This is a genomic window from Haemophilus parainfluenzae (assembly GCF_014931275.1).
In the GTDB taxonomy this organism is placed as follows: Bacteria; Pseudomonadota; Gammaproteobacteria; order Enterobacterales; family Pasteurellaceae; genus Haemophilus_D.
Genome location: NZ_CP063110.1, coordinates 1121876 through 1136037, shown reverse-complemented (window position 1 = coordinate 1136037; position 14162 = coordinate 1121876). Strand labels below are relative to the sequence as shown.

Genomic DNA, 14162 nt, shown 5'->3' with positions numbered 1-14162 from the left:
AATTTTGACCGCACTTTAATTAGAACCCTATCCGCCTTGTCGTTGCAGAAAATGCTGGTTTCACTTCACACTCACCTTGTAACGCGCTCAGCCAATCTTGCACCTTTTGAAAAGGAGAAAACTGGTGGCGGCGAGCTACTGCGGCAAAATCTCCAGGCGTCAGCAGATTAAGCGATTCAATCTGACTTAAATCCTCTTCCGATAACAACGGCAACCCTAAAATTTCCGCTTGTTGTTTAGCAAAATCTAAACGTTGTGGCAGCGTTAAATAATCAAACTTCAGTTTCAAATCAAAACGGCGTAAGGCTGCAGGATCGAGTACCTCAATTAAATTTGTTGACACCACCATTAAACCCTCAAAGCGTTCAATTTGTGTCAGCATTTCATTGACTTGTGAACGCTCCCAACTACGTTCTGCACCATCGCGTGAAAACAGGAAGGTATCCACTTCGTCCAGCACTAGCAAACAATTATCACGCTTCGCCGATTCAAATGCCTCCGCAATTTTTTGTTCTGTTCCGCCGACATAAGGATCGAGCAAATCAGACCCTTTGCAAAGCAACAACGGCATATCTAACTGCTCGGCAAGCCAAGCTGCCCAAGCAGTTTTCCCTGTGCCAGGTGGGCCATAACAGCAAATTCTGCCTTTCTTGGTTCGCATTAATCCTTCACTGATTTTATGAATATTTTCATTGCAGGAAACCCACTCAAGCTGATAACTCAGTTTACTTTCCACCAACGGCTCAATTTTCTTTTTACCTTGTGCCTGTAAAGTTTCATTAAATAGCGTCAGCAAGACCTCAGAAAAAGCTTTTTTACCGTTATCAACCGCATTTGCTACATTGAACACGCGCGTTAAAATCGCCGGCGAAAGCGACCGCACTTTGGCAAAATGCTGCACGTATTCCGCCGTTAATTTACCGCCTGCCAGCTGCGAAATTAACGCCGATTTATTTTTTAACGGTAAATCTGGCATTTCAAACACAAAATCAAAGCGACGTAAAAAAGCTGAATCTATGCTGTGTACCGAATTGGACAACCAAATTATCGGCACGTTATTATTCTCCAGCAATTGATTTGTCCATGCTTTATTTTTTTGTGCAACAGAACACTCCATGAGCGAACCGTTAAACACATCTTCAATTTCATCAAAAATTAAAAGTGCCTGCTTGCCTTTCAATAACGTTTGAGCAAGACGACTGTAATTCAAGCGTTGCTCTGCCTTCACAACATCACCGTCAGAATCCATGTAAGTAATGTTATACGCCGAAATCCCTAATGTCTGAGCAAGCAACCCGGCAAATTCAGTTTTACCGGTGCCGGGCACACCATAAATTAAAAGATTCACACCTTTCTGATGATGTTTTAGTGCCTGTTGCAAATAAGTCAACATCATCTCTTTCATGCTAGCAATATGTACAAAATCATCTAGTTGCAAACTTGGCACTTGAGGTATTTCTGTACAAGATTTCAATAGCGCATATTCATTTAGAGGCTGTGTTACAAATTCGTCAAAATCTAAAGTTTCGCCCCACGCTAAATAATCTTGCACACCATCTAGGCGATAATTCCGATCAATTAGCCCATAAGCATCGAGTTTACTACCTTTCTTTAAGGCGGACAAAATCTCATTTTTCGGCTGTTTCAGTAAATCCGCCATGATCGCAGCCGTTCTTTGCAAATCCGATTTCGGCAAGCACTTAAACAAATCTTGCATAGGTCCTTCACTACGTAAGTGCATGGCAAAGCGGAGAAGTTCCTGTTCAACGGGATTCAGCTGCAAAAATTCCGCCAAACTTGCCAAATTTTCATAAGCTTGTTTCCATAAATCTGATAAAAGTGCGGTGGATTTTTGGAGTGTTTTATAACGCTCTTTTAAAAGCCGACGAGCAACTACGCGTAAATTTTTATCATTCTCTAATTCTTCTGGCAGTCCAAACGCACTAGCAATTTCATCGTTTCGCCAACTACTCTCCCGAAATACTTCGGAAAAACCTTTATGCTCAAATAAAATTTTGAGCATCATATTTTCAGTATAAGAAGACACTGTTGGTGGATTTAATTTATATTCGGACATAAAAAATACTCCTTACTGGGTTAGTAAGGAGTATTTTAGTGAGGGGTGCGACAAAAGATGTCGCTATGAATTTTCCATTTTTAGCTCTTTTATTTTATCTAAGTTATTTGAGATGATCTCCAGTAATGGTTTCCATAATTCGAAAATATAATTCGCTAGCTCGCCACTAGGAATCTTACTAAGAACTGCCGCATCCCATACTTCATATTCATCTTCTAGCCATTTCCATAATGGCATATTGTCATCCTTGTCTGAGTCATAAAAGTCATTCTCTTTAATAAATTCTGAAAAAAAAAAACATTAAGTATATTATTAAATAAATTATCATGATTAGCATAAATACCATAGTAAGCGTCACCAAGCCCTTTTTTATTAAAGTAAATACAAACGCCAAAATCATCATTACCTATATACAACCCATATCCTTTTTTATTAAAACTCTCATCCTCTCCACATTCAAAATTAATATTTATTAATTTAGTATACCGATTAAACCTAATTTTCAACTGTTCAACTAACATAGCCATAAGTTTTTCATATAGTGTTTCCTTTGTCTCAAGCACAGTTAATGCTGAAAACAATGCCTTATCATTATTAATTAGATATTCAATCAATTCATTTGAATTCTGAGTATTTCCCATAATATCCTCACTTAAAAACTTCTTAAAATCATTACAAAATTGTTTTACTGCAGGTGCAATAATTATAGTATTGTCAAGCCACTGTATAAGCATACTTACTGATAATACCATTGCTTTCTTATCACTTATTAATTTAGCCCAGTCCTTTTCAGAAATAGATTTTTCTGGTGGATTATTACTAAATATAGGAAGATAAATAAGAAAATAAGACTCTGAAACATAATTTTTGAGATCTTTAGCATAATCATGCATTTGATTTGGCCGATCAACCGCACCTTGCAATTTATTTTCAATAGAAATCACCCAGGCTATTTTATTGCCTAATAAACCTTCAATAAAAATATCATGACGACGATTTTCTTGAATTGTTTCTTGAGCTGTTTCCTGAACTGTTTCCTGAGCTGTTTCTTGAGTTGTTTTTTCGCAATAAATATTGACTTTTTGGTAAGCTAGAAATTGGTGCTTACCAATAAATTTTAAAAAACTATTTAGAAATAAATCACCTTGCCCATGTGTTTCTGTTGGATCTAATAAAAATGCAAGAATCTTAGACAATCCCATTTCATCCGTTCGTAAAAATTGAAACGGGTTAAAACGATTAGAATCGTACAACTCATTTTTTTCTCGTTGTAATCTAAAATTTTCTATCACTTGATTGATAGAAATTAAAGAATCAACAATTTGGTTAATATTATTTGCCATAGAGGCTCCTTAGGTTAATCAAAACGCACAAATTATAACTGATAAATCATCATAAAACCCTTGTTTCGCAATTAATTTACGACACACCGTCAATCGAGATTTATCATTATCATATTGTTTCCAAATCTTTTCTCTCATTTCTTCTGAAAGACCATCTGTTAATCCGTCAGAACACAGTAATAAACTTTCCCCTTTTTGAATTTCAATTTCTTGATAAAAAATTTTATCTTGAAATTCCGAATAATCCGCAACTAAACAAGAAGAAACGCCACTATAAATAGTGGCAAAGTCTTCTTCTTTTTTATCGGGAAAATCAGTCAATAATTCAGACAGAATAGAATGATCTTGGGTGATTTGTTGCCATTTACCTTGTGCATCAATTAAATAAGCACGACTATCTCCTACGCTGAGAATTTTGGCTTTACGGGTTATTTGATCAATTTCAGCCGCCACAAAAGTGGTTGCTGCGCCAAAATAATCCTCAGCTAATTCTGCTGATAAACTGGATTGTAAATCGTAGATCGTTTGACGACTTATGCTTTCCATTTGGCTTAATAATTGCATAGCCAACTTGCTCGCTTTTTCAGGTCGGTTACTATTGGAAATACCGTCTGCCACGCCCACAATAAAGTGCGGTCGGTTTTCAAGACGTTTTTCAGCCGTTTTGAGTTTATATTGAAACACCGCCTCGCCATTAAAAAGGGCATCTTGGTTATGTCGCTTGTTGCTGCCAATTTGTTGGCAGAAGGTAATTTCGCAAAAATTTTCCATTATTCAACCGCTTGTTGAGAAGGATTTAGAAGGCAATCAATCGCTTTTAGCGCGTCTAACGCCTTCATTTCTAGACTTAAAAAGTGCATTTTCGGCACACCTGCATCTTGTGGGTTAATACGGATAAATCCACCCTTTTTTGCTTTCGCCGTACGTTCAGAAAATCGACGCACAGTTGGAATGGCTTTTCCCGCACCCAGTTCGATGACGACGAGATTTTGCACTTCTTTTAACCATAAATCGAGCTTATTTCGTTTTAAATTTTGATAATTACTGCTGTAAAAATAATCGTCAAACATAAGCACATTTTGTCTTGCTAAACGCTGACAATAAGGGCAACGAGGCGGCTCACTCAATAAGCGCAAATTTTCATTATCTACCACAGGTTGAAATTCTTTTGCAGACCAGCTCAGATCCCGGCAATTATGCGCACACTGTAAACGCTCTAGTGTGCCATGCACTTCATAAATGCGTCCTTCTTCAAAACCCGCTTTCTGAAAATGCCCATCCACATTGCTTGTAAAAACAAAATAACCATGCGGTTTGCTTTCTGCCCAACGTTTTAAAATCTGGTAGCCATCATGCGGACTTGTTGCACGATATTGCGACAAACGATGCCCATAAAACCAATAAGCTAACTCTTGATGAGTTTCATAAGCCAATGGCGTCGCAATATCTTCAAAATTGATATTGTGGCCTTTAAACATTGGGTAGGCATTCCAAAACCCGCCTACACTTCTAAAATCCGGCAAACCTGAATCTACGCTCATTCCTGCACCAGCAGTAATTAAAATGCCATCAGCCTTATGGATAAGTTCCACTGCATAATTTAAATCATTTTTCATAATACTTTTCTCTGTCCATTTTTCATTGGTGAAATAATTCCAGCTTCTTCTAGTTGTTCTACAATTCTCGCAGCTCGATTAAAGCCTAAACTAAATTTGCGTTGAATCCGTGAACCAGATGTAAATTTTTCTTGTTGCACGAATTTTTTACATCCTCAAAAAGCGGATCGCGTTTAAAAGTCACTTTCATTGCCATAAGTTTGCTCCTGTGTTGTTTATATAGAAAGGGCTTAAGAGCCTTGTAAAAAGTAAAAAATCTCTCTTTTATGGAAAAAATTATATGGAAGGAAGCGACAGTTCGTGTCGCTGCGAATATTACAAGCGGTTATTTTTAGAAGATTGTTTGCAAATAAGATTATCTGTATTGCAATATGCACATTTATCTGTTTATATATACATATAATTTATTAGGAAAAAGAATATGAATAACCAAAATCCGATTGAAATTTACCAAGCTCAAGATGGCACAACGCAAGTGGAAGTAAGATTTGAAAATGATACCGTTTGGCTAAGTTTACAGCAGATGGCTGATTTATTTGGGCGAGATAAGTCCGTTATTTCACGTCATTTACGCAATATCTATACTGATGGCGAGTTAAATAGAGAAGCAACTGTTGCAAAAAATGCAACAGTTCAAATTGAAGGCAAAAGACAAATTAATCGAACAATCGAATACTATAATCTTGATGTAATTATATCTGTGGGCTATAGAGTTAATTCTATTTTAGGTACTAAATTTAGAATTTGGGCAACTGCACGTTTAAAAGAATATCTGACTCAAGGCTATACCATTAACCAAAAACGTTTACAGCAAAATGCTCACAAATTAGAACAAGCACTTGCGCTTATTCAAAAAACGGCAAATTCATCGGAATTAACGCTAGAAAGCGGTCGTGGATTAGTTGATATTGTCAGCCGTTATACGCATACCTTTTTATGGCTACAACAATATGATGAAGGTTTACTTACTGAACCACAAACACAGCAAGGTGGTACATTACCGACTTATGCCGAAGCCTGTTCTGCACTAGCAGAGTTAAAATTACAGCTGATGGCAAAAGGTGAAGCAAGTGATCTGTTTGGACGTGAACGAGATAATGGCTTATCTGCGATTTTAGGCAATTTAGATCAAAGTGTATTTGGTGAACCTGCTTATCCAAGCATTGAAGCAAAAGCAGCGCATTTACTTTATTTTGTCGTCAAGAACCATCCTTTTTCAGATGGTAATAAACGTAGTGGCGCATTTTTATTTGTAGATTTCTTACATAGAAATGGGCGTTTGTTGGATCATAATGGATACCCAGTTATCAATGATACTGGGCTTGCAGCACTCACTTTATTAGTTGCAGAATCTGATCCGAAACAAAAAGAAACGCTTATTAGGCTCATTATGCATATGCTTAAACAAGAGAATAAATGATAAATAGCGACCGAAGTCGCTATTTGTTTAAAAAGTGCGGTTGTTTTTCTATGATTTTTTAATTTTCTCCAATAACTCAGCGACCACTTTCGGTACGCCCTCACCCGCTTTTTCTTTGATTGCAATCACTTTCTTACGGACAAATCCTGTATTTGGATTAGGATCGATCAAATAGATAAGTGAACCATATGGAGCGAGATTTACCAATCCATTAGCTGGATAAACTTGTAATGAAGTACCAATAACAATCACAATATCTGCCTTTTTCACTAACTTTTCTGCTTTAGGAAACATAGGTACATTTTCCCCAAAAAAGACTATATGTGGACGCATTGGATGACCGTGATTATCCTTATCCTCTAACAGTTGATCACCCAAACATGGAACAATGTAATCGGTATTAAAACTGCTGCGAGCTTTATTCAATTCTCCATGTAAATGGAGTACGTTAGTACTTCCCGCTCGCTCATGTAAATCATCTACATTTTGAGTGATTATATGAACTTCATAAAACGCTTCCAATTCAACCAACGCCAAGTGTGCTGCATTAGGCTCTGCCGCTTGAGCATTACGACGTCGTTCATTATAAAACGCCAATACTTTTGCACGGTTTTTCTTTAAGGCTTCGGGCGTACAAACTTCTTCTACTTTATGCCCTGCCCACAAGCCATCTTCTGCTCTAAAAGTAGGAATACCACTTTCGGCACTAATTCCAGCGCCCGTTAATACCACGCAAATTGGTTTATTTTTTTCTGTCATTTTTCAGGCTCCTTTTTGTTCTAAAATTTCATCAACCTGTCTATCTCTTCCCATCATACCTAAAATATTCCCTGCTTTATAAAGGGGTTGATAAGTATAGCTTTCAATATGCAAGAATGGCCTCTCTGAAAGGCGTTGGAAATATTGTTTTAGCTGTGATTTTGAGCGTAATAACACATCATATTCGGCTTGAATATGAGCACACATTGCTTCAATACGCATTTTAAATTCATCACTGAGATAAGGGCTGATAATTAAATAGACCGTTTTCTGTTCGGTTGCTGTTTCATCCGTATAAACACATGACAAATTAAACACTTGCCATTTATAGCGATCTGCAAAAGCACCAATGATTCGACTTTGCTCCTCATTTTCAACTTGCACAAGTGCGGTCGGCTTTTTCAAGCAATCTTGCAAAATATCACTTGGTGTAAAAGGCCCGCAATCTAAGTAAGATAGTACACAGTTCCAGTTAGCAAATTGTTCAGTACCAAAATGTAAGTGTTTGCCTTCGAATTTATCTGCCCCATTTTTAGTGCGATCATCAATTAAATAATCGCCTTGGTTCAGGTTTTTATGGTGAGATAAAATTAACCGCTTGTATAATGCCGAGCCTTTTTCTTCGCCGAAATAATGCTGAATCCATTTCACTTTATCACTCCACGCCGATGGATTATGCCAAGGCGCGGTAGAAAGTGCGTAAATATGATATTTCTTCATCAATTTATGAACGGCAGAAATGGCGTTTGGCATGGGTTCCATTAAGCTGAAAATACCTTCAACTTCATCATATCGACCTTCATACTCTTGCTTGGTTTTCTCATCTAATTTTGCAATACCAGACGGAAAATCAACCATCACATTATCCATATCAATATAAACAATTTTCTTCATTTTAATGCCCTCTCTGTTGATGGCTTAATGATAAAAGATGAAGCGACAATTTATGTCGTTAGGTATTTTTGTCTAAATAAGTGCGGTCAATTTCTTGGTAATCTTCACCAAAATGGGCAATCCACCACTCCAGCATGGCGCTCTCAATCACGGTCGCGGAAATTTCATATTCAGTGCCACAATCTTTTACGCTTTGATCGGCTGAAAGCGGGGTTTCTGTCAAAAAGCCACCTGTTTTTTTATCAATACGGAAAGTTAAACGAATTTTTCTACCAGAACTAAAGCCAAATTTTTGGCTTTCAACATAAGCTTTTAGATTAAATTTCGGACGTTCAAATTGCATTGTGCTGACATTCACTTCAAGTAATCGATGCAAGGCTAAATGTAAGATATCACCATGCTCATATTCTGCCACCACATAACTGCTAGGGCCTTGCTGGACAAGAGCGAGTGGTTTAACTTTAGCCTTATGTTCTTTGCCGTGGATGCTACGATAATGCACTTGCAAAAATCGGTTTTGATAAAGTGCGGTACTAATTTGCTTAAAAATTTCAGGATCAATTTTTGCAGGCAATAATGGCTGGCTAGTTGGTGCAATAGCCACTTTATTGAGCCATTCTGAAGCGCCTTTTTTATGCGGTTCATAAGCAAGATTGTAATCCGCTTGTTTAAAGAACCCCTCCATCGATTGCATAATATTGGCAGGTAAAATGCCGGCTAAATATTGCTTTGCCAACATCAACACCAACGATTGTTGTTCGTTTAAAATCGGCATATCTAAGCCTTTTGCATCGGGTTTCCAACGATAGCTATACGGTTTATCATTGGTATTGCAATCAATTTCAAACTGCTCACATAACGTATTCAATGCACGCTGAATACTGCGCAAATCCCGCTCAATACCTAATGCAAGCAATTTCTCTCGCAGTTCTAATGAGCTGATGGAATAGTTTTTCGGAATTAAACGTAATAGTTCGAGATGGAATTTTAGGGAAGATGATTCGGACATAATTGCCTCATAAATAAAAATATTTTCTTTAATCATATAAAAAATCGGGCAATTTTTAAACTGCCCGATTTGTTTCTATTTTTGACCGCACTTTATGCCTTGGCGGTATCAATACGTTCGAATGACAACACTTTATTTTCTAACTGACGGAGTAATAAAGTGGCAATACCAGTAATGATGAGGTAAATACCGCCTGCAATACCGTAGATAGTGAGTGCATCATATTCGGTGCCGTAAAGTTGGCGAGCATATCCCATGATATCCATGATCGTAATGGTAGAAGCTAATGCTGTACCTTTAAATACCAAAATAATTTCATTGGTATAAGACGGGAGCGCACGTTTTAACGCATAAGGAATCAGGATTTTTAAAGTCTGCATACGACTTAAACCTAATGCTGCACAGCTTTCCCATTGACCTTTAGAGATCGCTTTTACTGCCCCATGGAATAATTGGGTTGAATAAGCCGCGCTATTCAATGCTAAAGCTAATGCAGCACAGAACCATGCATTGGAGAATAATCCCCATAATGGGCTGTCCACCAACCATTGGAATTGGCCAGGGCCTGCATAAATTAAGAAAAATTGCACTAAAAGTGGGGTGCCTGTAAATAAAACAAGGAACAAATTGACCGCACTTTTCACCAATTTATTGCCAATAGAAAGTAAGAAGGTTAGACCTAACGCTAAGAAAAAGGCAATAAACAAAGACACAACTGTAAGCAACAGGCTAGTCGGAATACCTTGAGCAATCACTGCTAAATACTCTTGAAACATTATTCGACTCCCCGTTCAAATCGAGTGAAACGTAATTCTAATTTTCGAATACCTGCTTGGCTAATCAAAGTAATCACTAAATAAATCAAGGCTGCAATACCATACCAAGTGAAAGGTTCATGGGTGTTTGTATTGATGTATCCGGCTTGACGCATTAAATCATCTACCCCGATTAACGACACCAGCGCGGTATCTTTTAATAACACGAGCCATTGATTGCTTAAGCCCGGTAAAGCATGTCGCCACACTTGTGGCATAATTAAATTGATGAAGGTATAAGGACGGCTTAAGCCTAACGCTGCACCTGATTCCCACTGCCCTTTTGGAATGGCTTGAATCGCACCACGTAAAGTTTGTGAAGCATAAGAGGCAAAAATCAAAGACAATGCAAATACACCACAACCAAAGGCGCTGAATTCGATATACTCCCCTGTCAGCATTTCTACTACTTGGGTTGAACCAAAATAAATCAGTAGAACCACCAAGATTTCCGGTAAACCACGCAATAAAGCAATCACAACAGAAGCTGGTTTTGCAATAAATGCATATTTATTGGCTTCTAAGGCGGTGAAAACAATGCTGAGTAATAAACCGACAATCAGAGAGCAAATAGCAAGCCCTAAGGTCATTAGGGCTGCGTGTCCAATTAATGTAAGATAATCATAAAACATAGATTATTTAGTCATCCATTTATCATAGATTTTTTGGTATTCACCGTTTGCTTTCACCGCTTCTAAACCTTTGTTCAAGCTTTCAAGCAATTCTTTGCTTGATTTATTTACCGCGATACCTAAACCATTACCGAAATATTTTTTGTTAGTCACTTTCTCGCCAACAAATTGAATTTCAGGCTCTTTAGAAATCATATCAGACAATACGGCGGTATCACCGAAGATGATATCAATACGACCATTTTTTAAGTCTAAGATCGCATCTTGAAGGCTGGCATAAGCTTTTGCATTATATTGTTTGCTTTCTGCTGCAGTATATTGTTGGAATGTTGTTCCGTTTTGAACACCAACTGTTTTTGCTGAAGCTAAATCCGCTTTGCCTTTTAACGCAACATAGCTTGCTGAACTATCATAGTAAGCATTAGAGAACGACACTTGTTTTGCACGCGCTTCAGTAATATCAATAGCAGAAATTGAAGCATCAAAACGTTTAGATTTTAAGCCTGGAATTAACGCATCAAATGCTTGGCTTTTAAAGTGACAAGTTGCTTGAATTTCCTTACAAATTGCATTCGCTACATCCACATCAAAACCGATAATTTCACCTTTTTCATTCGTTGTTTCAAATGGTGGGTAGCTCGGCTCCATCGCAAAAGTGATTTCTTGTGCATTCGCAGCAAAAGCTGAGCCCATTAACATTGCGCTTAAAAGTAATTTTTTCATGTTGTGTTTCCTTATTCTGAGTGTGAAAGATATTGTTTAAATTGTTCGGTTTTGGGATTATCAAAGCAATCTGCACTGCCTATTTCAATAATCTTACCTTGTTCCATATAAACGACCTTTGTCGCCACTTTTTGTGCCACGTTCACTTCGTGGGTTACAATCACTTGAGTAATACCTGTTTGTTGAAGTTCTTTAATAATATCAACAACTTGAGCTGTGATTTCAGGATCCAGTGCTGCCGTTGGTTCATCAAACAATAACACTTGCGGTTTCATCATTAATGCTCGAGCAATAGCTACACGTTGTTGCTGACCGCCTGATAAGTGAAGGGGGAAACGATCGGCATGCTCTTCCAAACGTAAACGTTTTAAAAGTTCTAATGCATCTTTTTTCGCTTCTTCCTCGCTAATGCCTAAGACTTTTTTCGGCGCTTCAATCAGGTTTTCAATTACCGTTAAATGCGGCCAAAGATTGTATTGCTGAAATACCATTCCTACATCTTGACGAAGTTGACGAATGGCTTTTGGATTATTATTCGCCTGAGACAAATCAAAATGGTTATTCGCAATATGTAATTCACCAGAAGTTGGCACTTCTAACAAATTTAATGTACGGATTAACGTACTTTTCCCTGCTCCACTTGGTCCGAGCAACACCACGGTATCGCCTTCTTGTGCATCAAGATTGATATCAAACAATGCTTGTGATGAACCATAAAAGAAATTCAAATTTTTAACACTAATCGCCATTTTAAGTTTACTGCTATCCTTGATTGACTTGTAAGAGTGAATAAATATTACTTTTTAGTGATTATTTATGCAAGCGTTTTTTATAAAAAATCCCAAAAAACTTTTTGGGATCTTTAAATCATTGAATTTTTAACCGCACTTGTCGTGTATTAAGCCTCTTTCGCCATTTCAAATTCAACTAACATCATTAAAATATGGATCACTTTGATGTGGATTTCTTGAATACGATCTGCATAACCAAAGTGTGGCACACGAATTTCAACATCCGCTAAGCCGGCCATTTTACCGCCATCTTTACCTGTCATCGCAATCACTTTCATGCCTTTTGCTTTTGCCGCTTCAATCGCATTTAAGATATTTTTAGAATTGCCTGATGTTGATAATCCGAATAAAACATCGCCTTCTTTACCGACGGCCTCAACAAAGCGAGAGAAAACATATTCATAACCAAAGTCATTACTTACACAGCTTAAATGACTTACATCTGAAATTGCAATTGCGGGATAACCAGGACGATTTTCACGATAACGACCTGTGAGTTCTTCTGCGAAGTGCATAGCATCACAGTGAGAACCACCATTACCGCAAGATAATACTTTACCGCCATTTTTAAAGCTTTCGGCTAACAATTTAGCTGCTTTTTCAATGAGTTTGATGTTGTTATCATCTGAAACAAACTTATTTAGTACGTCTTGTGCTTCCACAAGCTCAGCTTTAATTTGATCAAAATACATTTTATTCTCCTTAAAAATTAAAATTCGCGATAGCGTTGGCATTGTATAGCGTTCATTTCAAATAATCTAGCGCTCTTTCTTATCTCTCTATTTTTCAGCTGACTTCTCATTATTTTGCGATACGAATCACAAATTCAATTAAAAACGCTGTAAAAAATGACCGCACTTTTTAAACTCAATAAATTTAAAAAGGAAACATCATGAGAGCGATTTACTTATTACTTTGCCTCCTATTCAGCCAAATAACCTGGGCGAATGAGCGTGATTTAATGCTATTAGACACTTATGAAAACCAAGATGTTCAAGGTTGGGTAATGTCAGAAAAATTAGATGGGGTACGAGGTTATTGGGATGGCAAAACATTATTAAGTCGTCAAGGACTGCCCTTGCCCGCACCGACCTATTTTACCGCTCAATTTCCGCCTTTTGCCATTGATGGTGAGATATTTAGTGAACGTAATCAATTTGAAGAGATTGCCTCTATCACGAAATCCTTTAAAGATGATAATTGGACAAAATTGATACTTTATGTTTTCGATGTGCCTAATGCATCAGGCAATCTCTTTGAACGTCTCAAAACCTTAGAAGATTATTTGAAAGAACACCCTACACCTTATATCAAGATTATTCCGCAAATTCCGATACGAGATAAAACACATTTATTCGAGTATTTGTATGAAGTGGAAGCGAAAAAAGGTGAAGGGATTGTATTACGTAATCCTAATGCGCCTTACGAAAGAAAACGCAGTACACAAATTTTAAAGTTAAAAAGCACTTATGATGAAGAGTGCACTGTGATAGCACATCACAAAGGAAAAGGACAATTTGAGAATATACTCGGATCGCTCACCTGTGAAAACCATCGTGGAAAATTCAAAATTGGTTCAGGATTTAATCTGAGTGAGCGCGAAAATCCACCACCTATTGGCTCCACAATCACCTATAAATATCGTGGATTAACTAATTCAGGAAAACCTCGTTTTGCCACTTATTGGCGAGAGAAAAAATAAGAACGGTCAAAAACATCGCTATTTTTGACCGCTCTTTATATTTGATAACTCAATTATAGGTGTTGATTAATAAACGCCGCTAATTGATTTTTTGGTAACGCACCGACTTGTGTTGCAACAAGTTGGCCATTTTTGAAAAGTAGTAAAGTTGGAATACTACGTATACCAAATTGACCAGCCACTAATTGGTTGTCATCTACGTTGATTTTAACGATTTTTGCTTTACCTGCGAATTCAGGTGCGATTTCATCTAAAATTGGTGCAATCATTTTGCAAGGGCCACACCAAGGTGCCCAAAAATCCACTAATACAGGGATATCTGATTGCACAACCGCAGTTTCAAAATCTGCATCATTAATATGTAATACTTCGCTCATTTTT

At 37.4% G+C, this 14162-nt stretch carries 16 protein-coding genes and 1 pseudogene; 2 read left to right on the top strand and 15 right to left on the bottom strand.

From position 1 onward, the window contains the following. Window positions 1-19 precede the first annotated feature (19 nt). The 6 genes and pseudogenes from INQ00_RS05615 to INQ00_RS05595 all read right to left on the bottom strand — a co-directional run. Window positions 20-2077: an AAA family ATPase gene (locus INQ00_RS05615; RefSeq protein ID WP_197546454.1), complete on the bottom strand. Its 2058-nt coding sequence runs from the start codon at window positions 2075-2077 to the stop codon at window positions 20-22. 63 nt (window positions 2078-2140) lie between these two features. Beyond that, window positions 2141-2314 (bottom strand): hypothetical protein, encoded by a 174-nt coding sequence (locus tag INQ00_RS09770; protein ID WP_232086593.1) that lies wholly within the window; start codon window positions 2312-2314, stop codon window positions 2141-2143. Then, window positions 2293-3420, bottom strand: coding sequence for a PD-(D/E)XK nuclease family protein (locus INQ00_RS05610; RefSeq protein WP_232086592.1), 1128 nt, complete (start codon window positions 3418-3420; stop codon window positions 2293-2295). The genes INQ00_RS09770 and INQ00_RS05610 overlap by 22 nt, the downstream gene beginning before the upstream one ends. Before the next feature lie 18 nt (window positions 3421-3438). After that, entirely contained in the window at window positions 3439-4191 is a 753-nt protein-coding gene (locus INQ00_RS05605; protein WP_197546453.1) for a PP2C family protein-serine/threonine phosphatase, read from the bottom strand. Next, window positions 4191-5036 carry an SIR2 family NAD-dependent protein deacylase gene (locus tag INQ00_RS05600; protein WP_197546452.1) on the bottom strand — a complete coding sequence of 282 codons (846 nt, stop codon included), beginning with the start codon at window positions 5034-5036 and terminating at the stop codon, window positions 4191-4193. Before INQ00_RS05600 ends, INQ00_RS05605 begins: the two co-directional genes overlap by 1 nt. After that, window positions 5033-5205 (bottom strand): annotated as a pseudogene (locus INQ00_RS05595) (DNA translocase FtsK); the annotation flags it as partial. The gene INQ00_RS05600 and the pseudogene INQ00_RS05595, both read right to left, overlap by 4 nt. 252 nt (window positions 5206-5457) lie before the next feature. Here INQ00_RS05595 and INQ00_RS05590 point away from each other — a divergent pair. Beyond that, entirely contained in the window at window positions 5458-6456 is a 999-nt protein-coding gene (locus tag INQ00_RS05590; RefSeq protein WP_197546451.1) for a virulence RhuM family protein/type II toxin-antitoxin system death-on-curing family toxin, read from the top strand. A gap of 48 nt (window positions 6457-6504) precedes the next feature. On the opposite strand, the gene INQ00_RS05585 is transcribed toward INQ00_RS05590, so the two are convergent. From INQ00_RS05585 to lpcA, 8 genes are all read right to left on the bottom strand, one after another. Continuing rightward, window positions 6505-7215, bottom strand: a complete 711-nt coding sequence (locus tag INQ00_RS05585) for an SIR2 family NAD-dependent protein deacylase (protein ID WP_197546450.1) — start codon at window positions 7213-7215, stop codon at window positions 6505-6507. Between the two features lie 3 nt (window positions 7216-7218). After that, window positions 7219-8109: a 5' nucleotidase, NT5C type gene (locus tag INQ00_RS05580; protein ID WP_197546449.1), complete on the bottom strand. Its 891-nt coding sequence runs from the start codon at window positions 8107-8109 to the stop codon at window positions 7219-7221. Between the two features lie 58 nt (window positions 8110-8167). Continuing rightward, window positions 8168-9118, bottom strand: coding sequence for a helix-turn-helix transcriptional regulator (locus INQ00_RS05575; protein WP_420026366.1), 951 nt, complete (start codon window positions 9116-9118; stop codon window positions 8168-8170). A gap of 92 nt (window positions 9119-9210) precedes the next feature. Beyond that, complete coding sequence (gene artM, locus INQ00_RS05570; protein ID WP_193451485.1) at window positions 9211-9894, bottom strand: arginine ABC transporter permease ArtM; 684 nt, start codon at window positions 9892-9894, stop codon at window positions 9211-9213. After that, window positions 9894-10565 carry an arginine ABC transporter permease ArtQ gene (gene artQ / locus INQ00_RS05565; protein ID WP_197546448.1) on the bottom strand — a complete coding sequence of 224 codons (672 nt, stop codon included), beginning with the start codon at window positions 10563-10565 and terminating at the stop codon, window positions 9894-9896. Before artQ ends, artM begins: the two co-directional genes overlap by 1 nt. A 3-nt stretch (window positions 10566-10568) precedes the next feature. Beyond that, window positions 10569-11288 (bottom strand): lysine/arginine/ornithine ABC transporter substrate-binding protein, encoded by a 720-nt coding sequence (locus tag INQ00_RS05560; protein ID WP_197546447.1) that lies wholly within the window; start codon window positions 11286-11288, stop codon window positions 10569-10571. Window positions 11289-11299: 11 nt separating this feature from the next. After that, window positions 11300-12037, bottom strand: a complete 738-nt coding sequence (gene artP / locus INQ00_RS05555; protein WP_197546446.1) for an arginine ABC transporter ATP-binding protein ArtP — start codon at window positions 12035-12037, stop codon at window positions 11300-11302. A 149-nt stretch (window positions 12038-12186) separates the two neighbouring features. Beyond that, complete coding sequence (lpcA, locus tag INQ00_RS05550; protein WP_014065007.1) at window positions 12187-12771, bottom strand: D-sedoheptulose 7-phosphate isomerase; 585 nt, start codon at window positions 12769-12771, stop codon at window positions 12187-12189. A gap of 200 nt (window positions 12772-12971) precedes the next feature. On the opposite strand from lpcA, the gene INQ00_RS05545 reads away from it, so the two are divergent. Next, complete coding sequence (locus INQ00_RS05545; RefSeq protein ID WP_111314986.1) at window positions 12972-13781, top strand: DNA ligase; 810 nt, start codon at window positions 12972-12974, stop codon at window positions 13779-13781. Between the two features lie 53 nt (window positions 13782-13834). On the opposite strand, the gene trxA is transcribed toward INQ00_RS05545, so the two are convergent. Beyond that, the gene (trxA, locus tag INQ00_RS05540; RefSeq protein ID WP_049356568.1) at window positions 13835-14158 is read right to left on the bottom strand and encodes a thioredoxin; all 324 of its coding nucleotides are present in this window, start codon (window positions 14156-14158) and stop codon (window positions 13835-13837) included. Window positions 14159-14162 lie beyond the last annotated feature (4 nt).